Raw genomic sequence first — 21854 nt, 5'->3', positions numbered from 1 at the left:
GAGAATGCCGTGAGCGATGTCGTAAAGCTTGAACGTCATGATGAAGTCGCCATCGTCACGATCAACTCTCCCCCTGTAAATGCGCTGAGTGCGGCGGTTCGCCGCGGCATTTTTGAGAACGTCAAAACGGCCGCTGCCGATCCTGCCGTGAAGGCGATCGTCATCGCATGCGCAGGCCGTACCTTCGTTGCCGGCGCTGACATCACCGAATTCGGCAAGCCGCCGCAGTCGCCCGGATTGAGCGAAGTCATCTCGGAAATCGAGAATTGTTCCAAACCGGTGATCGCCGCGATCCATGGCACCGCGCTCGGCGGCGGCCTCGAGCTCACACTCGGCTGTCATTTCCGCGTGGCGACAAAAGAAGCCAAGCTCGGTCTGCCCGAAGTGAAGCTCGGCCTCCTGCCGGGTGCCGGCGGCACACAGCGCCTGCCGCGCGCAGTCGGTCCTGAACTCGGCGTCAAGATGGTCGTCACCGGTGATCCGATCAGCGCATCTGAAGCTTTGAAGAACGGTCTGATCGAGGAGATCGTCGAAGGTCCGGCCTCGGGCGCAGAAGCCTTCGCGCGCAAGGTCATCGCCGAGAAGCGTCCGCTGCGCCTGCTGCGCAACGACGATTCCAAGCTCGCCGCCGCGCGCGCCGATCGCACCATCTTCACCAGCGCCGCCGCAGCCGCCAACAAGAAGAACCGCGGCATGAATGCGCCGCTGGCCTGCGCCGAAGCCGTGAGCTGGACGCTCGACGTGCCGTTCGACGAGGCGCTCAAGAAGGAGCGCGAGATGTTCCTCAAGCTGGTCGCCGACGACCAGTCCAAGGCGCAGCGCTATGCCTTCTTCTCCGAGCGCGAAGCCGCCAAGGTCCAGAACGTGCCGGAAGGCGTCAAGCCGCGTCCGGTCGAGCGCGTCGCCATCATCGGCGCCGGCACCATGGGCGGCGGTATTGCGATGTCCTTCGCCAATGCCGGTATTCCCGTGACGCTGATCGAGACCGGCGAAGAGCAGCTCAAGCGTGGTCTCGGTATCATGCAGAAGAATTACGAGGCGACTGCAGCGCGCGGCGGCATTCCTGCCGATGCACCGGCCAAGCGCATGGCGCTGATCAACGGCGTCGTCGGCCTCGAAAACGTCAAGGATGTCGATCTGGTGATCGAAGCCGTGTTCGAGACCATGGCGATCAAGAAGGAAGTGTTCACCGCGCTGGATGCCTATGCCAAGCCGGGTGCCATCCTTGCCAGCAACACGTCCTATCTCAACATCGACGAGATCGCAGCCGTCACCAAGCGTCCGCAGGACGTGCTTGGCATGCACTTCTTTTCGCCGGCCAATGTCATGAAGCTGTGCGAAATCGTCCGCGCCGACAAGACTGCGCCGGATGCGCTCGTCACCGCTGTCGCTGTCGCCCGCAAGATCGCCAAGGTGCCGGCAGTGGTCGGCGTCTCCGACGGCTTCGTCGGCAACCGCATGCTCGCGGCCCGCTCCAAGCAGTCCGAGAAGTTGCTGTTCGAAGGCGCGCTGCCACAGCAGGTCGATGCCGTCGTCACCAAGTTCGGCATGCCGATGGGTCCGTTCGCCATGGGCGATCTCGCCGGCCTCGATATCGGCTGGCGCTCGCGCAAGGATCGCGGCATCACCTCGCCGATCGCCGATGCGCTCTGCGAAGCCGGCCGCTTCGGTCAGAAGACCGGCAAGGGCTATTACAAGTATGAGGCCGGCTCCCGCGCGCCGGTGCCGGATCCGGACGTCGAGAAGCTCATCGACGACACCTGCCGGAGCCTGGGCCTGACCCGTCGCGCCGTCAGCGATCAGGAAATCCTGGAACGCATGATGTATCCGATGATCAACGAGGGTGCGCGCATCCTCGAAGAGAAGGTGGCATCGCGTCCGAGCGATATCGACGTGATCTGGCTCTATGGCTATGGCTGGCCGATCTATCGTGGCGGCCCGATGTTCTATGCCGATCAGGTCGGCCTCAAGCAGATTGTCGAGCGCCTGCAGTTCTACGCCAAGCAGACCAACGATCCGTCGCTGGAGCCGGCCGCGCTGCTGAAGAAGCTCGCCGATGAAGGCAAGACGTTTGCGTCACTGGCGAAGGGCTGAGATGGCCGGGAGCGCTCACTGCTCTTTTCCCTCCCCCTTGTGGGGAGGGTGGCCGACCGAAGGTCGGTCGGGTGGGGGTAGCCCCGCACTCAGAGCTTGTGGCACCCCCACCCCGGCCTCCGCTTCCGTCGATGCTGCGCATCGACGTCGCTCGGCCGACCCTCCCCACAAGGGGGAGGGATATTACGCGCAGCGGCTACTATCATTGCAGGTCCATCGTCCATGACCCATCCCGGCGAACAGCACTACCCACCGGGCGTCAGATGGGACGCGCCGATTGCGCGTGGGTCGCTGCCGGGTCTGCTTGCCGACTCCGTTGCAAAACATGGTGACCGCACCGCCATCGAATTTCGGGATCAGCCGATCTCGTTCAATGATCTGCAGGCGCGCGTCGATATCATAGCTGCCGCGCTGATGCGCGCCGGCTATGGCAAGGGCTCCTCCATCGGCATCTTTCTCGGCAATACGCCGGATCATCCGGTGCATTTCTTCGGTGGCCTCAAGGCCGGCGCCCGCCTCGTGCATTTGTCGCCGCTCGATGGCGAGATCGCGCTGTCCCACAAGCTCAAGGATTCCGGCGCACGCGTGCTGGTGACGAGCAACCTCGCGGCGTTGCTGCCGATGGCACTGAAGTTTCTCGACAAAGGCCTGCTCGATCGCCTGATCGTCTGCGAGGATGACGACTGGGGCCCCGTCAACAATCCGCAGCTGCCGCTGCCGGAAAATCCCGCCATCGTCACTTTCCGCAATTTTACCGCAGGCGCCACGCCGCCGACGCAGTGGCCGGAGATTTCGGCCGATGATGTCGCATTGCTGCAATATACCGGCGGCACCACCGGCCTGCCGAAAGGCGCGATGCTGAGCCACGGCAATCTCACCTCGGCGGTCTCGATCTACAATCTATGGGGCGCGCCGGCACGCGCCGGGCGCAATCGGATCGAGCGCGTCATCTGCGTGCTGCCTCTGTTTCATATCTATGCACTGACCGTGATCCTGCTGAGCCGCATCAGCCTCGGTGACGCCATTTCGCTGCATCAGCGTTTCGATGTCAGCCGCGTGCTCGACGATATCGAGAAGAAGAAGGCCACCGTATTTCCCGGCGTGCCCACCATGTGGATCGCCATCGCGGCCGATCCGTCGCTGGAGACCCGCGATCTGTCGTCGCTGGTGTCGGCGGCCTCTGGCGGCGCGCCGTTGCCCGATGAAGTGGCGCGTCTGTTCGAGCGCAAGACTGGCCTGTCGCTGAAGAGCGGCTGGGGCATGACCGAAACCTGCTCGCCCGGCACCAGCCATCCGCCCGGCGGTCTCGACAAGCCGGGCTCGATCGGCCTGATGCTGCCAGGGATCGAGATTGACGTGGTGTCACTCGATGACCCGACCAGGGTGCTCGGCGTCAACGAAACCGGCGAAATCCGCATCAAGGGGCCGAACGTCACCAAAGGCTACTGGAACCGCGCGCAGGAGAGTGCCGAGTCATTCGTCGGCGATCGCTTCCTCACCGGCGATATCGGCTACATGGATGAAGACGGATTCTTCTATCTGGTCGATCGTAAGAAGGACATGATCATCTCCGGCGGTTTCAACGTCTATCCGCAGATGATCGAGCAGGCGATTTACGAACATCCCTCCGTACAGGAAGTGATCGTGATCGGCGTCGTCGATCAATATCGCGGTGAAGCGGCTAAGGCCTTTATCAGGCTGCGCAATGGCGCGGCGCCGTTCACTATCGACGAGCTGCGCGCGTTTCTCACCGGCAAGCTCGGCAAGCATGAACTACCGGCCGCCCTGGATTTCGTCGACGATTTGCCGCGCACTGCGGTCGGAAAACTCTCGCGTCACGCCTTGCGCGGGTTGCAACCCACGCCCATCATGAACCAAGAAACAACCTCGCAACAACAAACCGCCTCTGGAGGACCCCGCCCATGACCGAAGCCGTTATCGTTTCCACCGCCCGTACGCCGATCGGCAAGGCCTTTCGCGGCGCCCTCAATGCCACCGAAGGCGCGACGCTGCTCGGCCATGCGATCGAGCATGCCGTCAAGCGCGCCGGCATTGATCCCAAGGAAGTCGAAGATGTGGTGATGGGCGCAGCCCTGCAGCAGGGTGCGACCGGCGGCAACATCGCACGCAAGGCGCTGCTCCGCGCCGGCCTGCCGGTCACGGTTGGCGGCACCACTATCGATCGTCAGTGCGCTTCGGGCCTGCAGGCGATTGCGCTGGCCGCACGTTCGGTGATCTTCGACGGCGTCGAGATCGCGGTTGGCGGCGGCGGCGAGTCGATCTCGCTGGTGCAGAACGAGCACGCCAACAAGTTCCACACCGTCGATCCCGAACTGATGAAGATCAAGGGCGACGTCTATATGCCGATGCTCGACACCGCCGAGACGGTGGCCAAGCGCTACAACATCTCACGCGAACGCCAGGACGAATATTCGCTGGAGAGCCAGCGCCGCACCGCGGCCGCGCAGCAGGGCGGCAAGTTCAACGACGAACTGGCGCCAATCGCGACCAGGATGGGGGTCGTCGACAAGGCGACCGGCGAAGTCTCGTTCAAGGACATCACGCTGTCGAAGGATGAAGGCCCGCGTCCAGAAACCACTGCCGAAGGCCTCGCCGGTCTGAAGGCCGTGCGCGGCGATGGCTTCACCATCACCGCCGGCAATGCCTCGCAGCTCTCGGACGGCGCCAGCGCCACCGTGATCATGAGCGACAAGCTCGCTGCGCAGAAGGGCCTCAAGCCGCTCGGCATCTTCCGCGGCTTCGTCTCCGCCGGCTGCGAGCCGGATGAAATGGGCATCGGTCCAGTGTTCGCCGTGCCGCGCCTCTTGAAGCGTCATGGCCTCAAGATCGAGGACATCGATCTCTGGGAACTCAATGAAGCCTTCGCCGTGCAGGTTCTGTACTGCCGCGACAAGCTCGGCATCGATCCGGAAAAGCTCAACGTCAATGGTGGCGCGATCTCGGTCGGCCATCCCTATGGCATGTCGGGCGCACGTCTCGCCGGTCACGCGCTGATCGAAGGCCGCCGCCGCAAGGCGAAATATGCCGTCGTCACCATGTGCGTCGGCGGCGGCATGGGCTCCGCCGGCCTGCTCGAAATCGTTCAGTAATTACACATCTGCTCACAAGGAGGATCCGATGGATCTGAGCTTCAGCAAAGAAGAAACAGCATTCCGCGACGAGGTGCGCACCTTTTTCCGCGAAAGCCTCGACCCGGCGGTGCGCAAGAAACTGCAGGAAGGTCACCACACCAGCAAGGACGACCTGGTGAACTGGCAGCGCACGCTCAACAAGAAGGGCTGGGCCGTCCCGCATTGGCCGCAGGAATATGGCGGCACCGGCTGGAGCGCGGCGAAGCAGTACATCTTCCTCGAAGAGCTACAGAAGACCCCGGCGCCGCCGCCGCTACCGTTCGGCGTCAACATGGTCGGCCCAGTCATCTACACTTTTGGCAATGAGCAGCAGAAGAAGCACTTCCTGCCGCGCATTGCGAATATGGACGACTGGTGGTGCCAGGGCTTCTCGGAGCCGGGCTCGGGTTCGGACCTCGCCTCGCTGAAGACCACGGCGAAGAAGAAGGGCGATACCTATATCGTCAACGGCCAGAAGACCTGGACCACGCTCGCGCAACATGCCGACTGGATCTTCTGCCTTTGTCGCACCGACCCCGATGCGAAGAAGCAGTCGGGCATCTCCTTCATCCTCATCGACATGAAGTCGAAGGGCATCACCGTCCGCCCGATCCAGACCATCGATGGCGGCGTCGAAGTCAACGAAGTGTTCTTCGATGAGGTCGTGGTGCCGGCCGAGAATCTGGTTGGTGAAGAGAACAAGGGCTGGGACTACGCCAAATTCCTGCTCGGCAACGAGCGCGTCAACATCGCGCGCGTCGGCATGTCGAAGGAGCGCATCCGCCGCATCAAGGAGCTGGCGTCCAGCGTGATGTCCGGTGACAAACCGCTGATCGAGGATCCGCAGTTCCGCCAGAAGCTGGCTGCGACCGAGATCGAGCTGAAGGCGCTCGAACTGACGCAGATGCGCGTCGTCGCGGCCGAAGGCAAGCACGGCAAGGGTAAGCCGGATCCGGCCTCGTCGATCCTCAAGATCAAGGGCTCGGAAATCCAGCAGACGCTCACCGAGCTGCTGCTCGAAGTCACCGGCCCATTCGCATTGCCGTTCATGCCGGAAGGCGAAGGGCAGAACGAAGAGGGCGACTGGGCCTCGCCGATCGCGCCGACCTATTTCAACTACCGCAAGGTGTCGATCTATGGCGGCTCCAACGAGATCCAGCGCAACATCATCGCGAAAGCGGTGCTGGGACTGTGATGTCTTCCTTCTCCCCGCTTGCGGGGAGAAGGTGGTCCGATTGCGCGTAGCGCATTCGGACCGGATGAGGGGGAGCCTCCGCCGGCCCGGTGCCCGCGGATAGTCCCCCTCACCCGAAGGCTCCGCTTCGCTCGCCCTAACCTCTCCCCGCAAGCGGGGAGAGGTTAGGGAGCTTAAACACATTCACACGCGCGTTACGCGCGATCCGAGAGAGAAAGACCATGGATTTTGATTTGTCGGAGGAGCAGCGCCTCCTCAAGGACAGCGTCGACGGCCTGCTGAAATCGTCTTACGAATTCGAGGCTCGCAAGAAGTATCGCGCCGAGAAGGGCGGCTGGAGCCGCGACGTCTGGGGCAAGTTTGCCGAACAGGGCCTGCTCGGTCTGCCGTTCTCGGAAGATGACGGTGGCTTCGGTGCCGGTCCGATCGAGACCATGATCGTGATGGAAGCGCTGGGCCGTAATCTCGTGGTCGAGCCCTATCTCGACACGGTGGTGCTCGGCGGCGGTTTCCTGCGCCGCGCCTCTGCGGAGCAGCGTGCTGCGCATCTGCCCGGGATCATCGACGGCTCCAAGACCATGGCTTTTGCACAGGTCGAGCGTGACTCACGCTATGACCTCGGGGACATCAAGACGTCGGCCAAGAAGAGCGGTTCGGGCTACACGTTGTCCGGCGAGAAGTTCGTCGTCGGTCACGGCGACACCGCCGATACGCTGATCGTCACCGCACGCACCGCCGGTGGCCAGCGCGATGCCAAGGGCGTCGGCGTGTTCCTGGTGCCGGCCAATGCCAAGGGCGTCGACATCAAGGGCTATGAGACGCAGGACGGCAGCCGCGCCGCCGATATCAAGCTGAACAATGTCGAGGTCGGCGCAGATGCTGCGATCGGCAATGCCGAGGATGGCTTGTCGATCGTCAATCAGGTCGTCGATGACGCCCGCATCGCACTGTGTGCCGAAGCGGTCGGCGCGATGGAAGAGGCACTGAAGATCTCCGTCGAGTACATCAAGGAGCGCAAGCAGTTCGGCGTCGCCATCGGCTCGTTCCAGGCGCTGCAGCACCGCGCGGCCGACATGTTCACCGCGCTGGAGACCGCGCGCAGCATGTCGTTCCTGGCCTCGATGGCGTCGAGCTTCACCGATCTCGACGAACGCACCAAGACGGTCGCCGCTGCCAAGGTGCAGATCGGCCGCTCCGCGCGCTTCGTCGGCCAGGGCGGCGTGCAGCTGCATGGCGGCGTCGGCGTGACCATGGAGTACAAGATCGGCCACTACTTCAAGCGGCTGACCATGATCGAGCAGCAGTTCGGCGATGCCGATTATCACCTCCGCCGCGTCGCGCAGGCGGGCGGGATCACGGAGTAACTCTGCTCTTAACCTCTCCCCGCTTGCGGGGAGAGGTCGGATTGCGAAGCAATCCGGGTGAGGGGGACTCTCCACGCGCTCATGAACTCGTGGAGAGTCCCCCTCATCCGACTCGAACGCGCTACGCGCATTCCAGCCACCTTCTCCCCGCATGCGGGGAGAAGGAATGCGCCGTCGCTAAAATCAATCAACAACAAGGAGGCCGCCCGTGAACAATCCCTTCGACCTCACCGGCAAGGTCGCCGTCATCACCGGGTCCAGCCGCGGCATCGGCAAGGCCTCCGCGGAATTGCTCGCCAGCCTCGGTGCCAAGGTCGTCGTCTCCAGCCGCAAGGCCGATGCCTGTCAGGCCGTGGTCGATGGCATCAAGGCCAATGGCGGTGATGCCCATGTCATTCCCTGCAACATCTCGCGCCGCGACGAGGTCGAAGCTTTGATCGATGGCACCGTGAAACATTACGGCCCGATCGATATTCTGGTCTGCAATGCCGCGGTGAATCCCTATTACGGTCCGCTGCTCGATATTGCGGATGAGGCCTTTGACAAGATCATGGGCTCCAACGTCAAGAGCAACATCTGGCTCTGCGCCAAGGCGATCCCGGCAATGGCCGAGCGCGGCAAGGGCTCTGTCGTCATCATCTCATCCATCGGCGGTCTGCGCGGGTCCACGGTGATTGGCGCCTACGGCATCTCCAAGGCTGCCGACTTCTCCCTGTGTCGCAGCCTCGCCGGCGAATGGGGACCGAAGGGCGTGCGCGTCAATTGCATCGCGCCTGGGCTGGTGAAGACCGACTTCGCGAAAGCGCTGTGGGAAGACGAGGCCAATCTCAAGCGCCGCACCGCAACCACGCCGCTGCGCCGGATCGGCGAACCCCACGAGATCGCTGGCGCCGTCGCCTATCTCGGCTCGGATTCCTCCACCTTCATGACCGGCCAGACCATCGTCATCGACGGCGGCGTGACGACCGCATCGGTGTGACGTCCTTACCCTCCCCTGAAGGGGGAGGGTCGACGAACGCGTAGCGTTCGTCGGGGTGGGGTGAAGCCACAGACGCTGTCGCCCGCAGCTTCACCCCACGCCGCCTCTCACCGCGCTGCGCGCGATGATCGCCGACCCTCCCCCTGCAGGGGAGGGTAAGAAATCCCGCGAAACAAACCTCCGGCGGTAGCCACTTGCCGCCTGCCTCAATCCTTTCCCGTTTTTTAACATTTCGGGCGCACGGATAGCCGCAGCTGGAGAGTTCCCGTGCGGCAGACGGATATCGCGATCATTGGTGGCGGCCTCGCCGGGTCGACGGCTGCGGCGATGCTCGGTCGCGCCGGTGTGTCTGCGATCCTGATCGAACCGCATCAGGTCCATCCCCCCGAACTCCGCTGCGAGAAGATCAGCGGCGGCGTCCAGCTCGAGCGGCTGCGCAAGACAGGTCTCGTCGATGCGGTGCTCGGTGCCGCCACCCATGACGACGAGATCTGGATCGCGCGTTTCGGCCGCGTGATCGACAAGCGCCCCAGTCAGCAGCACGGCTTTCTCTATGACACGCTGGTCAATACCGTGCGTGGCCAGATCCCGTCATCTGTCGAGACCATTCACGCCAAGGCGACGTCGATCGCCACATCGGATGACCGTCAGACCATCGGCCTGTCCAATGGCGAGGAGATTTCCGCGCGTCTCGTTGTGCTCGCCAACGGCGCCAGCGTCAGCCTGCGCAATCAGCTCAATATCGGCCGCCCGGTCATCTCGGCCAATCATTCGATCTCGGTGGGTTTCGATATCGCGCCCGTCGGCCGTGAACGTTTTGCCTTTCCGGCGCTCACTTATTTCGCGGAAACCACGGTTCATCGCACCGCCTATGTCACGCTGTTCCCGATCGGCGACACGATGCGCGGCAATCTGTTCGTCTATCGCGAGACCGACGATCCCTGGATTCGCCAGATGCGCCGGACGCCCGAGGCGGCGCTTGACGCCTGCCTGCCGAAACTGCGCGCGCTGATCGGCGACTACAAGATATCCGGCGATATCAGGATCCGCCCCATCGATCTCTATGAGAGCGACAATGTGGTCCAGCCTGGCGTCGTGCTGGTTGGCGATGCCTTTGCTTCGCCGTGCCCGGGCAGCGGCACCGGCACCGACAAGGTGTTCACCGATGTCGCGCAGCTCTGCAGCGTGCATATCCCGAACTGGCTCGCGACTTCAGGCATGGGCGCCGACAAGATCGCGCAATATTACGCCGATCCGTTGAAGCTGGAATGCGACGCCTGGGCCACCGGCAAGGCGTTCAAGCTGCGCTCAGTCACTGTCGAGAATTCGCTGTATTGGCGCGCGCAGCGCTGGGCGCGTTTCTTTGGCCGGCTCGGCGAGGGCATGGTGCGGCGGGCCCGCGAGACGCTGCCGCGCGAACTGGCGATGGTCGCGTCCGCTCTGGTCATGATGATCGACTCGGCGACCTGACCGCCGGCGCTGCCGCTTGACGCGCCCGCGCTAATCCGGTTGCCTGCGCCTCCCAACACAACGCGACCACAATCTTTCGGGAAGAAACGTCATGTCTTTCGTGATGGCCATCGATCAGGGCACCACATCCTCGCGCGCGATGATCTTTCGCGCCGACATCTCGATCGCGGCCAGTGCGCAGCAGGAATTCCCGCAGCATTTCCCGGCCTCCGGCTGGGTCGAGCATGAGCCCGAGGATATCTGGACCTCGACGTTGGCCGTTTGCCACGAGGCCATGACGAAGGCGGGCGTTACCGCGAAGGATATTGCCGCCATCGGCATCACCAATCAGCGCGAGACGGTGGTGGTGTGGGACCGCGTCACCGGCCAGGCTGTGCACCGTGCCATCGTCTGGCAGGACCGCCGTACCGCGGAGATCTGCGCGCAGATGAAAGCCGACGGCCATGAGCCGTTGATCACGCAAAAGACCGGCCTGATCATCGATCCGTATTTCTCCGGAACGAAAGTGGCGTGGATTCTCGATCATGTCCCCGGCGCGCGCGACCGCGCCGAGCGCGGCGAATTGCTGTTCGGCACTGTCGATTGCTATCTGCTGTGGCGGCTGACGGCGGGGAAGGTGCATGCCACCGACGCCACCAATGCCTCGCGCACGCAGCTCTTCAACATCCACACCGGCGAGTGGGATGACGAACTGCTGAAGCTGCTGCGTGTGCCCAAGGCGATGCTGCCCAGGGTGCAGGACTCTTCGTCGGATTTCGGCAGCACCGATCTGTTCGGTGGCACGATCATCATCGGCGGCATTGCCGGGGATCAGCAGGCTGCAACCATCGGGCAGGCCTGTTTCGCGCCGGGCATGATCAAGTCGACTTACGGCACCGGCTGTTTTGCGCTGCTCAACACCGGCACGACGCCGGTGCAATCGAAGAACAAGCTGCTCACCACGGTTGCCTATCAGCTCAACGGCGTGCGGACCTATGCGCTGGAAGGTTCGATCTTCGTTGCCGGCTCCGCCGTGCAGTGGCTGCGTGACGGGCTCGGCATCATCAAGAGCGCGGCCGAAAGCGGGCCGCTCGCTGATCAGAACGATTCTTCGCAATCGGTCTATCTGGTCCCGGCCTTTGTCGGCCTCGGTGCGCCTTACTGGAATCCCGATGTGCGCGGAGCGCTGTTCGGACTGACGCGCAACACCGGCCCGGCCGAACTCGCCCATGCCGCGCTGGAAAGCGTCTGCTATCAGACGAGGGATCTCTATGCGGCGATGCGTGCCGACTGGCCCGATGTCTCCGCTGCGACTGTCGTGCTGCGCGTCGATGGCGGCATGACCGCATCGGACTGGACCATGCAGCGTCTCGCGGATCTGCTGAATGCACCAGTCGATCGCCCGATGATCCAGGAAACCACCGCGCTGGGTGCTGCCTATCTCGCCGGTCTCACGGCCGGCGTATTTCCGGAGCCTGCCAAATTCGCCGACAACTGGCGGCTCGAACACCGCTTCAAGCCGGCCATGAGCGAAGCCACGCGGACACGAAAACTGAAGGGCTGGGCGCAGGCGGTGAAGGGTGTGCTGGCGAGCGATCCGGGGAAGGATTGAAAGCCTGCTCGCCAACAGAAAGAGCCGCCTGTGCGGGCGGCTCTTCATGATGTTCATGTCAGGTTGATCGCGCCTGCTGTTGGTCGTTAGAGCATGATCCCGAAAAGTAGATACCGGTTTTCGGATAAGATCATGCTCAAATAAAAGAAGAAGCTAGAATCTGATTCATCGAAGATGAATCAGATTTTAGCGCCAGCCGCGATGCCGTCCGCGCGACCAGCCATAATGATGGCCGCGTCCGCGGCCCCAGCCGTAATGATGTCCACGCCCGCCGCGGTGCATGCCGTGATGTCCGCCGCCATGGCCACGAATCTGGATGATGTCGCTGGCGGTGCTCGCAGGTGCAAGCCCACCGACCGGCATGGCGTTCGCTGGAAGCATCAGGCCCAGACCCAGGAGCGCCGCGGCTGCCGTCGCGATCATGGTACGTTTCATTTCAACCCTCCAAACGCAAATATTGCGCATACGACAAGCTGCGGCCTTCCTGATCGTTCCGTCGCCACGGGATTGAAACGATAACTTTGCCGGGAGCGGAATTCGTCGCGGCGGTGGTAGAGAGAAAATAATCCCTCACGCCCTATTGACGAAAATCCTATATAGGTCTATATGCCTTCTATCCCGTTCGCGAGGGGCGCTTCTAGAGGCGTCTTGAAGTGGACAGGGATGCGGCGCCTGCGGGTGTGGGGTGACGTACCCCGCGCACTCGGGAGGTCTTGGGTCACCGTCCGGCCCCACTACGGGGGTCTGCCACTCATGCTGGCTGGACGTGGCATTGGTGAACGGCGGGAAACCGTCGGGATCAGCGGAGTGCGGAGCTCTGCGCCTTTGCCCGGAACAACGGTCCCGGGGACAGAAATCGCCGCGGTGGCGCGCCGTGAGGCGTTGCGCGGTTGCAGCTTGCCGGCGTTCCGGTGGAGCGGATCGCGATAAAACCACCCTTTGCGCCTCACGGCGCGCCGCCACCCCTCATCGTTTGAGGGGGACTGCTCATACCTCGGACGCGCAAGCGCCGCGAGAATGCGAGAGCTTGGCTGTTTGACAAGCACATCCTGCGACTTGCAAAGCGCTACTTCGCTCCGACCTTCTTGCCGCGATACATCAAATGCACCGCGCAGTTACATCCCGGCGGATGGGTCGCGAGTTCGTCATTGGCAGGCGCGGGTACGGCGACCGGCGCAGGCTCGGCACCCGGAATGTAGTTCAGCACCGGCGCCAGCCAACGTTCCACCTCGGCCACGCTCATGTTCTTGCGCGCGGCATATTCCTCGACCTGATCGCGCTCGATCTTGCCGACGCCGAAATAATAGCTCTCGGGATGGCTGAAATAGAGCCCGGACACCGACGAGCCCGGCCACATGGCGTAGCTTTCGGTGAGTGTTACGCCCGCAGTGTTCTCCGCATCGAGCAATTTGAAGATCGTCGCCTTCTCGGTGTGATCGGGCTGTGCGGGATAGCCGGGAGCAGGGCGGATGCCCTGATACTTCTCCAGGATCAGGTCGTCGGTCGAGATGTTCTCGTCCGGCGTATAGGCCCAGAACTCCTTGCGCACGCGCTCATGCATGCGTTCTGCAAAGGCTTCGGCGAGACGGTCGGCCAGTGCCTTGCACAAGATTGACGAGTAGTCGTCATTGGCGTTCTTGAAGCGATCGGCGATAATATCCTCGCCGATGCCCGCGGTGACGACGAAGCCGCCGATATAATCCGGCACATTCGAGGTCTTCGGCGCGATGAAGTCGGAAAGCGCGGCGTTGAAGCGACCCTCGCGCTTTTCGAGCTGCTGGCGCAACGTGTAGAGCGTCGCGATCTCGGTTGTGCGGGTGTCATCGGCATAGAGGCGGATGTCGTCGCCCACGGCGTTGGCCGGCCAGAAGCCGATGGTTGCCTTCGCCGTGAACCACTTCTCCTCGACGATCTGCTTGAGCATCTTCTGCGCATCGGCATAGAGCGACGTCGCGACTTCGCCGACCACGCTGTCGGTGAGGATGCCGGGGAAACGGCCGGACAGTTCCCAGGTCTGGAAGAACGGCGTCCAGTCGATATAGGCAGCAAGCTCTTCGAGCGAATAATCGCTGAAAGTCCGGATGCCCAGGAAGGTCGGCTTGCGCACCGTCTTGCTGAAGTCCGCGACATGCGCGTTGGCGCGCGCTGCGATCAGCGAGAGCCGCTTCTTGTCCTGCTGAGCGCGGAAATGCGCGGCAGAAATCTTCGCATAATCGGCGCGCACCTCGGCCGCATAGGCGACGCTCTTCTCCGGCGACAGCAGCGACGAGGCAACGCCCACGGCGCGGCTGGCATCGTTGACATGCACCACAGCGCCGGCGCGGTAGTTCGGATCGATCTTCACCGCCGTATGCACGCGGCTGGTCGTCGCGCCGCCGATCAGCAGCGGCATCTTCAGACCCTGCCGTTCCATCTCGCCGGCCAGGAACGTCATCTCGTCCAATGACGGCGTGATCAGGCCGGACAAGCCGATGATGTCGGCGCCTTCGGCCTTAGCGGTGTCGATGATCTTCGATGCCGGCACCATGACGCCGAGATCGATGACCTCGAAATTGTTGCACTGGAGCACGATGCCGACAATGTTCTTGCCGATGTCGTGGACATCGCCCTTCACCGTGGCGAGCACGATCTTGCCGGCATTCTTGCGGCCATCCCCGGTGATCCCTGCGGCGAGATTGTCGGCCTTCTCCTGCTCCATGAACGGCATCAGGTAGGCCACCGCCTGCTTCATCACGCGGGCCGACTTCACCACCTGCGGCAGGAACATCTTTCCGTCGCCGAACAGGTCGCCGACAATGTTCATGCCGGCCATCAGCGGGCCCTCGATGACATGCAGCGGGCGCGCCACGGTCAGGCGTGCAGCTTCGGTATCCTCGTCGATATATTGGGTGATGCCGTGCACCAGCGCGTGGCTCAGCCGCTTCTCCACCGGCCATTCGCGCCAGGTGAGATCCTGCTCCTTGGCCTGCTTGGTCTGGCCGCGGAATTTCTCGGCGAGTTCGAGCAGCCGTTCCGAGGCGCCGGGATCGCGGTTGAGGATGACGTCCTCGCAGACCTGGCGCAGTTCAGGATCGATGTCGTCATAGACGATCATCTGGCCGGCATTGACGATGCCCATATCCATGCCCGCCTTGATGGCGTGATACAGGAACACCGAATGCATCGCCTCGCGTACCGGCTCGTTGCCGCGGAACGAGAAGGAGAGGTTGGAGACGCCGCCGGAAATATGGGCATGCGGCAGGTTCTGGCGGATCCAGCGCGTAGCCTCGATGAAGTCGACGCCGTAATTATTGTGCTCTTCGAGGCCGGTCGCAATGGCGAAAATGTTCGGATCGAAAATGATGTCTTCCGGCGGGAAGTTCAGCTCACCTACCAGAATGTCGTAAGCGCGTTTGCAGATCTCGGTCTTGCGCGCGAACGTGTCGGCCTGGCCGACCTCGTCGAAGGCCATCACGACCACGGCGGCGCCATGGCGCTGCGCGATCTTGGCCTCATGGATGAACTTCTCCACGCCTTCCTTCATCGAGATCGAATTGACGATCGGCTTGCCCTGAACGCATTTCAGGCCGGCTTCGATGACGTTGAATTTCGACGAGTCGACCATCACCGGGACGCGGGCGATATCCGGCTCGGAGGCGACGAGATGGAGGAACTCGACCATCGCCGCCTCGGAATCCAGCAGGCCTTCGTCCATATTGACGTCGATGACCTGTGCGCCGTTCTCGACCTGGTCGCGCGCCACCTGCAGCGCGGCGGTGTAGTCGCCGGCGGTGATCAGCTTGCGGAATTTCGCGGAGCCCGTGACGTTGGTGCGCTCGCCGACATTCACGAAGGGAATCGCCGAGGTCAGTTCGAATGGCTCCAGACCTGACAGGCGCAGGAGCGGTGCGATCTCCGGTACAACGCGCGGCTTGTGCGGCGCGACGGCCTTGGCGATGGCCGCGATATGGTCCGGCGTGGTGCCGCAGCAGCCGCCGACCACATTGACGAGGCCGCTGGCAGCGAACTCGCCGATCAGCCCCGCCATGAATTCCGGGCTCTCGTCATACTGGCCGAATTCGTTGGGCAGGCCGGCATTCGGATAGGCGCAGACGAGGGTATCGGCGACGCGGCCGATATCGGCGATATGCGCGCGCAGGTCTTCGGCGCCGAGGGCGCAGTTGAAGCCGATGGTGGCGGGCCTGGCGTGCTTCACCGAATTCCAGAACGCTTCCGGCATCTGGCCGGACAACAGGCGACCGGACTTGTCGGTGATGGTGCCGGAGATCATCACCGGCACGTCGATGCCGCGCGCCTCGCAGATTTCGGCAATGGCATAGAGCGCCGCCTTGGCGTTCAGCGTGTCGAAGATGGTTTCAACCAGCAGGAGGTCGGCGCCGCCGTCGAGCAAACCGTTGATCTGCTCGCTATAGGCGATGCGGAGGTCGTCGAAGGTCACCGCGCGATAGCCGGGATTGGCGACATCCGGCGAGATCGAGGCGGTGCGGTTGGTCGGGCCGATGGCGCCGGCGACGAAGCGCGGCTTGCCGTCCTCGGCAGCGACGGTGATCGCGGCGTTCTTGGCGAGGCGCGCGCCTTCGCGGCTCATCTCATAGGCGATGTCCTGCAGGTCGTAATCGGCCTGCGCGATCGAGGTCGAGGAGAAGGTGTTGGTGGCGACGATGTCGGCACCGGCGCGCAGATATTGCGCGTGGATGTCCTCGATGGCGTCGGCCTGCGTCAGGATCAACAGGTCGTTGTTGCCGCGGAGGTCGCGGTGGAAATTCTTGTAGCGCTCACCGCGGAATGCGGCCTCGTCGAATTGCAGACCCTGGATCATAGTGCCCATGGCACCGTCGAGCACGAGAATGCGCTCGGCAGCGGCGGCAAGCAGTTCGGTACGCTTCGGCGAAACGGGTACGGACATGAGATCAGGCAGCTTTCTGCGCGCCGTTCGGCCGGAAGCCCAACAGGTGACTAATGGCGAAAACGAGATCGGCGCGGTTCATCGTGTAGAAATGGAAATCGGAGACGCCCTGCTTGGCGAGCTTCTGCACTTGGCCAGCGGCCACGGTGGTGGCTACCAGTTTGCGTGTCTCGGCATCGTTATCGAGGCCGTCGAACTTGGCGGCGAGCCAGTCGGGCACTGTGGTGCCAGCACGGGTGACGAAGGCTCTCGCCTGCTTGAAATTATGCATCGGCATGATGCCGGGCAGCACCGGGATATCGATGCCGCGGGCGCGGACCTTGTCGAGGTAGCGGAAATACAGGTCGTTATCGAAGAACACCTGGGTGATGGCGCGAGTCGCGCCGGCATCGACTTTCGCCTTTAGCGTATCGATGTCAGCATCGAAGTCGGCGCTCTCGGGATGCTTCTCCGGATAGGCGGAGACGGTGACGTCGATATCGGGATAGCGGTTGCGGATGCTGGCGACCAGATCGGCGGAGGTCTTGTAACCGTCGGGGTGCGGTATATATTCCGTGCCGATGCCCGTGGTCGGATCGCCGCGCAGGGCCACGATGTGGCGAACGCCGGCCTCATGATAGCGGGTTACGACATCGTCGATTTCGCTTTTCGGCGCGCCGACGCAGGTCAGATGCGCCGCCGGGGTGAGGGCGGTCTCCTTGAGCAGACGGACGATGGTGGCGTGGGTGCGCTCGCGCGTCGACCCACCGGCGCCATAGGTCACCGACACGAAGGACGGGTTCAGCGGCGCCAGGCGCTCAATGGTGTCCCACAGGGTCCGGTCCATCTCCTCGGTCTTCGGCGGGAAGAACTCGAAGGAAATATTGGGAAGCTTGGTGGGGGTGGCCGGGTTGATCTCGGTCATCGCGTCGAACTCCACCGCATGAAGCGGTACCGGTTGTCTCTGGCGCCAAGCCCGGGGGACGTTGGCTGCACTGCACAAAGATAGGCTATGGTCGGTGACTGAAATAGCCCATCTGGAGCGGTTTTAGGGTGGGAATTGGCCCAACTAAGAGCAGATATCTCGCGTAATTTCCCTCATTGGAATATAAGTGGGCAGCGCCGGTTTCCTGCAAAATTACCAGAATATGGCCTTAAATAGCCGATCTGGCCGCTTCGATCTATGACGATGTATGTGGGCAGATGTCGTGTAATTATTCTTATATCAGAATTCGTCCCACGAGAGGCGGTCTTTGCTGCCGTCGGCGTTTGGGGGAGGCGTTGGTGGCCCAAAACGCTCTTTGCCCTCTCCAGCGCAGGCACTAGCTTGGCGCCATGATCCCATTGTCCATTCTCGACCTCTCGGTCGTCACGTCAGGCACGCCGCCCGCGGGCGCGCTCCGCAACAGCATCGATCTGGCCAAACATGCCGATCGCCTCGGCTATGTCCGCTACTGGCTGGCCGAGCATCACAATCTGGCGTCGGTCGCGAGCCCGGCACCGGAGATCATGATCGGGCAGATTGCGGCAGTGACGCAGCACATCCGGGTCGGCTCCGGCGGCGTGATGCTGCCGAACCATGCGCCGCTGATGGTGGCCGAGCGCTTCAAGATGTTGGAGGCGCTGTTTCCCGGCCGGATCGATCTCGGCCTCGGCCGCGCACCGGGGACCGATGGCGCGACGGCTTATGCGTTGCGCAACCGTCTTGCCGGCCGCGAGGGCGATGATTTCCTTGAGCGACTGAGCGAGCTGGTACTGTGGGAGACGCGGCAATTCCCGGAAGGTCATCCCTATAACAACGTTGTGGCGATGCCGAATGACGTGCCACTGCCGCCGCTCTGGCTGCTCGGGTCCAGCGACTACAGTTCGGATCTCGCTGCGCAGGTGGGCATGGGCTTCGCTTTCGCCCACCATTTTGCATCCCACGACGCCGCCGACGCGATGGTGCATTACCGCGCGCGCTTCAAGTCCTCCAGCTGGCGGCAGGCACCGCATGCGATTCTCGCTGTCGCAGTGATTTGCGCGGAGACGGATGCCGAGGCCGAGCGGCTGGCCTCGTCGGCCGACCTCAATCGCCTCCGTCGCGACCGCGGCGAATACGCGCCGCTGCCGAGCGTCGAAGAGGCGCTGGCCTATCCTTATAGCGACAGCGAAAAGATGAAGATCGCGCGCAATCGTTCACGTCTGTTCGTCGGCAGTCCGTCGACAGTCTTGGAAAAGCTGCAGCCGCTCATCAGCGAATGCCAGGCCGATGAGTTGATGGTCATTACCGCGATGTATGATCATGAGGCGCGGAAGCGGTCCTATGATCTGTTGGCGGATGTATTTCAATTGCAGAGAGCAGCAGCCTGGGCGCAGCGAGCTTAGCGAGCGCCGCGACAATGGGAGGGGATGATGGCGCCTCTGGTAACACCGCGTGGCCTTGGCGAAGTTGTTCTGCGTGTCAGCGATATGCCGCGCGCGGTCAGTTTCTATCGAGATGTCCTTGGTCTCAGTCTGCTGCGCGCCTTCGACGATCGGATTGTATTTCTCAAAGTGGAAGATGGCTTTGAAGGCCATCACCGGATTATCGGTCTTTTCAGGGCCGATCAGCCGTCCAATCGTGACGACACGAAATGGTCTGCTCCCGATTTGCGGGCACCCACTCTGCATCACCTTGCGCTGGAGATTGCGTTATCGGACTATCAGCCTGCTCTCGATGCCCTGACGAAAGCGGGTTTCAAGCCGAACACCTACGAACACCGATGGATCGGCTGGCGCTCCATTTACGTCACCGATCCGGACGGCAATATCGTCGAGTTGGTTGCGGTGGACGCGTCAATTTGCGAGGCGTCGTAAAGTTTCGAAAGGCAATGTCGGGATCGGGACTACCGAAACGTCCTTGGATCGGCGCCGTCACCACACGAGGTAAAACCTATGCTCTATGCAATCCTGGCCTATCACGTCGAAGACGTCGTCGTGTCGTGGACGGCCGACGAAGACACTGCGGTGATGGCCAATCTTCATGAGCTTCACGAGAAGCTGACGGCCGACGGCCGGATGGGGCCGGCTGCGCGGCTGGGCGGCACCAAGGGTGCATTCACCTTGCGCGGACCCGGTGCCGGCGTGGTCATCGACGGGCCCTTTGCCGAGACCAAGGAGCAGTTGCTCGGCTTCTATGTGGTCGATTGTGCGACCCGTGAGGACGCCGTCGCGACCGCGCGCGATCTGCGCCGCGTCAATCCGACTGCGGTCTATGAAATCCGTCCGGTTCAGCTATTTCTGCCTGGATCGCCCATGGCGGCGACGCATGCGCTGACCGATCACGTCCGGCCGGCGTCGTCCTGAACTTGCCGGTTACGAGGTCGGTTCGCCGAAGGTCGCGCGGAAAGGATGCGCCGGATAGACGCCGACGATCCTGAATTCGCGTGAGAAGAACTTCAGTTCTTCGAGTGCGAAAGCGAGGTTGCGGTCATCCGGATGGCCGTCGACATCGGCGTAGAACTGCGTGGCGAAGAACTCGCCGTCGACCATGTAGCTTTCCAGCTTGGTCATGTTGACGCCGTTGGTGGCGAAGCCGCCGAGTGCCTTGTAGAGCGCCGCAGGAAGGTTGCGGACGCGGAAAACAAAACTGGTGACCAGCGGTTCGGAGCCCTGCGGCGCCCACTTGGCGTCTTTGGAAAGGATGACGAAACGCGTGGTGTTGTGATCCTCGTCCTCGACGTCCTCGGCGAGAATTTCGAGCCCGTAGATATCTGCCGCGAGCCGTGAGGCCAGCGAGGCGCAGCTCTTGTCGCCGCGTTCGGCAATCGCGCGGGCCGAGCCGGCGGTATCGGCGGCGACGATGGCCTTGATGCCGAGCTTGCGGATGATGCGGCGGCACTGGCCAAGCGCGTGGACGTGGCTTTCCACCGTCTTGATGTCGGTGAGCTTCGCGCCGGGCAGCGCCATCATCTGGTGGTGAATGGGCAGAAACCACTCGCCGACGATATGCAGGCCCGACTGCGGCAGCAGATGATGGATGTCGGCGACGCGGCCGGCAATCGAGTTCTCGATCGGGATCATGCCGAGATCGGCCTCGCCCGAGGTGATCGCGGCCAGCGCATCCTCGAAGGTGGCGCAGGGCAGCGGCTCGGCATTCGGAAACGCCTCGACGATGGCGATATGGGAATTGGCGCCGGGCTCGCCCTGGAATGCGATCTTCATGATCTGATTTTGGGGAATGGTCATGGCGGGCCTTGTATCAGTCACTCAGGTTTTTGCCAGTAGCCGGCGGGCGGTTTCGAGATCCGCGGGCGTATCGACGCCGAGCGGGACGCTATCGACGATGGCGGCGTCGATCCGCATGCCGGCTTCCAGTGCGCGGAGCTGTTCGAGCTTTTCGCGCAGCTCAAGCGTCGACGGCGCGAGTTTGACGAAGCCTTCGAGCGCGGCGCGCCGATAGGCATAAAGCCCGATGTGATGGTAGCGGGGCCCGTCGCCATAGGGCGCCGTGGCTCGGGTGAAATACAGCGCACGCAGCCTGTCGGGTCCGGCTGGCGAGCCGATCAGCTTCACCACGCTCGGATTGGTATGTTCGTCATCCTTGTGGATCTCGGTCGCCAGGGTCGCGATGTCGACCGCGGGGTCGTCGAGCAGGCGGACCGCGGCGCTTATGTCGCCCGGCGGAATAGTGGGCAGGTCGCCCTGGACGTTGACGATGGTCTGGACGTGCCCGGCCGGATCGAGCTTGCACAGGGCCTCAAAAATCCGGTCGGACCCTGACGGGTGGTCCGGGAAGGTCATGACCGCCTCGAAACCGTGGGCTTTAACGGCGTCCGCGATGTCGGCCGTATCGGTGGCGATGGCGACACGGCCCAGACCGGCCTCTTTGGCGCGTCGCGCCACATGCACGATCATCGGCAGCCCGCCAATATCGAGCAGCGGCTTGCCGGGCAGGCGGGTGGCCGCCATCCGGGCGGGAATGAGCACCAGGGTGCGTGTGTCTGTCATGTCAAAATCGGCTTGGATTCCAGTGATCTTCCCCCCGAAAAGTATGATGCACATCAAAGGGCGCGGCGTTTATACGGGTTGCCAGAGGATGGGCAAACCGTTATCTCAAAACGGCAGGCCTGAGGGCCGCAGGAACGTGATTCCTGAGTGTGTCGAGGCCGTTGGAGCGGCCTT

16 protein-coding genes are annotated in these 21854 nt (G+C 62.8%); 11 read left to right on the top strand and 5 right to left on the bottom strand.

Annotated features, from left to right (window positions below; translation table 11 throughout):
- The first annotated feature begins 9 nt into the window (after window positions 1-9).
- The 8 genes from HP556_RS01625 to glpK all read left to right on the top strand — a co-directional run bounded on the left by HP556_RS01625 (window position 10) and on the right by glpK (window position 11824).
- Window positions 10-2094 carry a 3-hydroxyacyl-CoA dehydrogenase NAD-binding domain-containing protein gene (locus HP556_RS01625; protein WP_175365667.1) on the top strand — a complete coding sequence of 695 codons (2085 nt, stop codon included), beginning with the start codon at window positions 10-12 and terminating at the stop codon, window positions 2092-2094.
- A 222-nt stretch (window positions 2095-2316) separates the two neighbouring features.
- On the top strand, window positions 2317-4020 hold the full coding sequence (pimA, locus tag HP556_RS01620; RefSeq protein WP_175365666.1) for a dicarboxylate--CoA ligase PimA: 1704 nt from the start codon (window positions 2317-2319) through the stop codon (window positions 4018-4020).
- A complete protein-coding gene (locus HP556_RS01615; RefSeq protein WP_089261588.1) occupies window positions 4017-5204 on the top strand; it encodes an acetyl-CoA C-acyltransferase in 1188 nt (395 codons plus the stop codon). The genes pimA and HP556_RS01615 overlap by 4 nt, the downstream gene beginning before the upstream one ends.
- Before the next feature lie 28 nt (window positions 5205-5232).
- Window positions 5233-6420: a pimeloyl-CoA dehydrogenase large subunit gene (pimC, locus tag HP556_RS01610; RefSeq protein WP_089261586.1), complete on the top strand. Its 1188-nt coding sequence runs from the start codon at window positions 5233-5235 to the stop codon at window positions 6418-6420.
- Between the two features lie 221 nt (window positions 6421-6641).
- Window positions 6642-7784: a pimeloyl-CoA dehydrogenase small subunit gene (gene pimD / locus HP556_RS01605; RefSeq protein WP_089261584.1), complete on the top strand. Its 1143-nt coding sequence runs from the start codon at window positions 6642-6644 to the stop codon at window positions 7782-7784.
- 208 nt (window positions 7785-7992) lie between these two features.
- Window positions 7993-8763: a glucose 1-dehydrogenase gene (locus HP556_RS01600; RefSeq protein WP_175365665.1), complete on the top strand. Its 771-nt coding sequence runs from the start codon at window positions 7993-7995 to the stop codon at window positions 8761-8763.
- Between the two features lie 267 nt (window positions 8764-9030).
- Entirely contained in the window at window positions 9031-10233 is a 1203-nt protein-coding gene (locus HP556_RS01595) for an FAD-dependent oxidoreductase (RefSeq protein ID WP_175365664.1), read from the top strand.
- Window positions 10234-10324: 91 nt separating this feature from the next.
- Complete coding sequence (glpK, locus tag HP556_RS01590) at window positions 10325-11824, top strand: glycerol kinase GlpK (protein WP_175365663.1); 1500 nt, start codon at window positions 10325-10327, stop codon at window positions 11822-11824.
- Between the two features lie 186 nt (window positions 11825-12010).
- Here the strand turns inward: glpK and HP556_RS01585 are convergent, their stop codons facing one another.
- The 3 genes from HP556_RS01585 to metF form a co-directional block, all read right to left on the bottom strand.
- Window positions 12011-12259, bottom strand: a complete 249-nt coding sequence (locus HP556_RS01585) for a hypothetical protein (RefSeq protein WP_089261574.1) — start codon at window positions 12257-12259, stop codon at window positions 12011-12013.
- 631 nt (window positions 12260-12890) lie between these two features.
- Entirely contained in the window at window positions 12891-16730 is a 3840-nt protein-coding gene (metH, locus tag HP556_RS01580; RefSeq protein ID WP_175365662.1) for a methionine synthase, read from the bottom strand.
- A 4-nt stretch (window positions 16731-16734) separates the two neighbouring features.
- Window positions 16735-17634 carry a methylenetetrahydrofolate reductase [NAD(P)H] gene (gene metF / locus HP556_RS01575; protein ID WP_175365661.1) on the bottom strand — a complete coding sequence of 300 codons (900 nt, stop codon included), beginning with the start codon at window positions 17632-17634 and terminating at the stop codon, window positions 16735-16737.
- Between the two features lie 410 nt (window positions 17635-18044).
- On the opposite strand from metF, the gene HP556_RS01570 reads away from it, so the two are divergent.
- The 3 genes from HP556_RS01570 to HP556_RS01560 all read left to right on the top strand — a co-directional run bounded on the left by HP556_RS01570 (window position 18045) and on the right by HP556_RS01560 (window position 20036).
- Window positions 18045-19076: an LLM class flavin-dependent oxidoreductase gene (locus HP556_RS01570; RefSeq protein ID WP_175365660.1), complete on the top strand. Its 1032-nt coding sequence runs from the start codon at window positions 18045-18047 to the stop codon at window positions 19074-19076.
- Between the two features lie 27 nt (window positions 19077-19103).
- Window positions 19104-19547 (top strand): VOC family protein, encoded by a 444-nt coding sequence (locus tag HP556_RS01565; RefSeq protein ID WP_175365659.1) that lies wholly within the window; start codon window positions 19104-19106, stop codon window positions 19545-19547.
- A gap of 78 nt (window positions 19548-19625) precedes the next feature.
- A complete protein-coding gene (locus HP556_RS01560) occupies window positions 19626-20036 on the top strand; it encodes a YciI family protein (RefSeq protein ID WP_093759237.1) in 411 nt (136 codons plus the stop codon).
- Window positions 20037-20045: 9 nt separating this feature from the next.
- Here the strand turns inward: HP556_RS01560 and HP556_RS01555 are convergent, their stop codons facing one another.
- Window positions 20046-20894 carry a prephenate dehydratase gene (locus tag HP556_RS01555; protein ID WP_068736325.1) on the bottom strand — a complete coding sequence of 283 codons (849 nt, stop codon included), beginning with the start codon at window positions 20892-20894 and terminating at the stop codon, window positions 20046-20048.
- A 45-nt stretch (window positions 20895-20939) separates the two neighbouring features.
- A complete protein-coding gene (locus HP556_RS01550) occupies window positions 20940-21680 on the bottom strand; it encodes a 3-deoxy-manno-octulosonate cytidylyltransferase (RefSeq protein WP_175365658.1) in 741 nt (246 codons plus the stop codon).
- Window positions 21681-21854: the final 174 nt, after the last annotated feature.

The organism is Tardiphaga robiniae (assembly GCF_013359755.1).
In the GTDB taxonomy this organism is placed as follows: domain Bacteria; phylum Pseudomonadota; class Alphaproteobacteria; order Rhizobiales; family Xanthobacteraceae; genus Tardiphaga; species Tardiphaga robiniae.
Note: the sequence above shows the minus strand (reverse complement) of the source record. Positions and strands in the feature narration are given on the sequence as shown.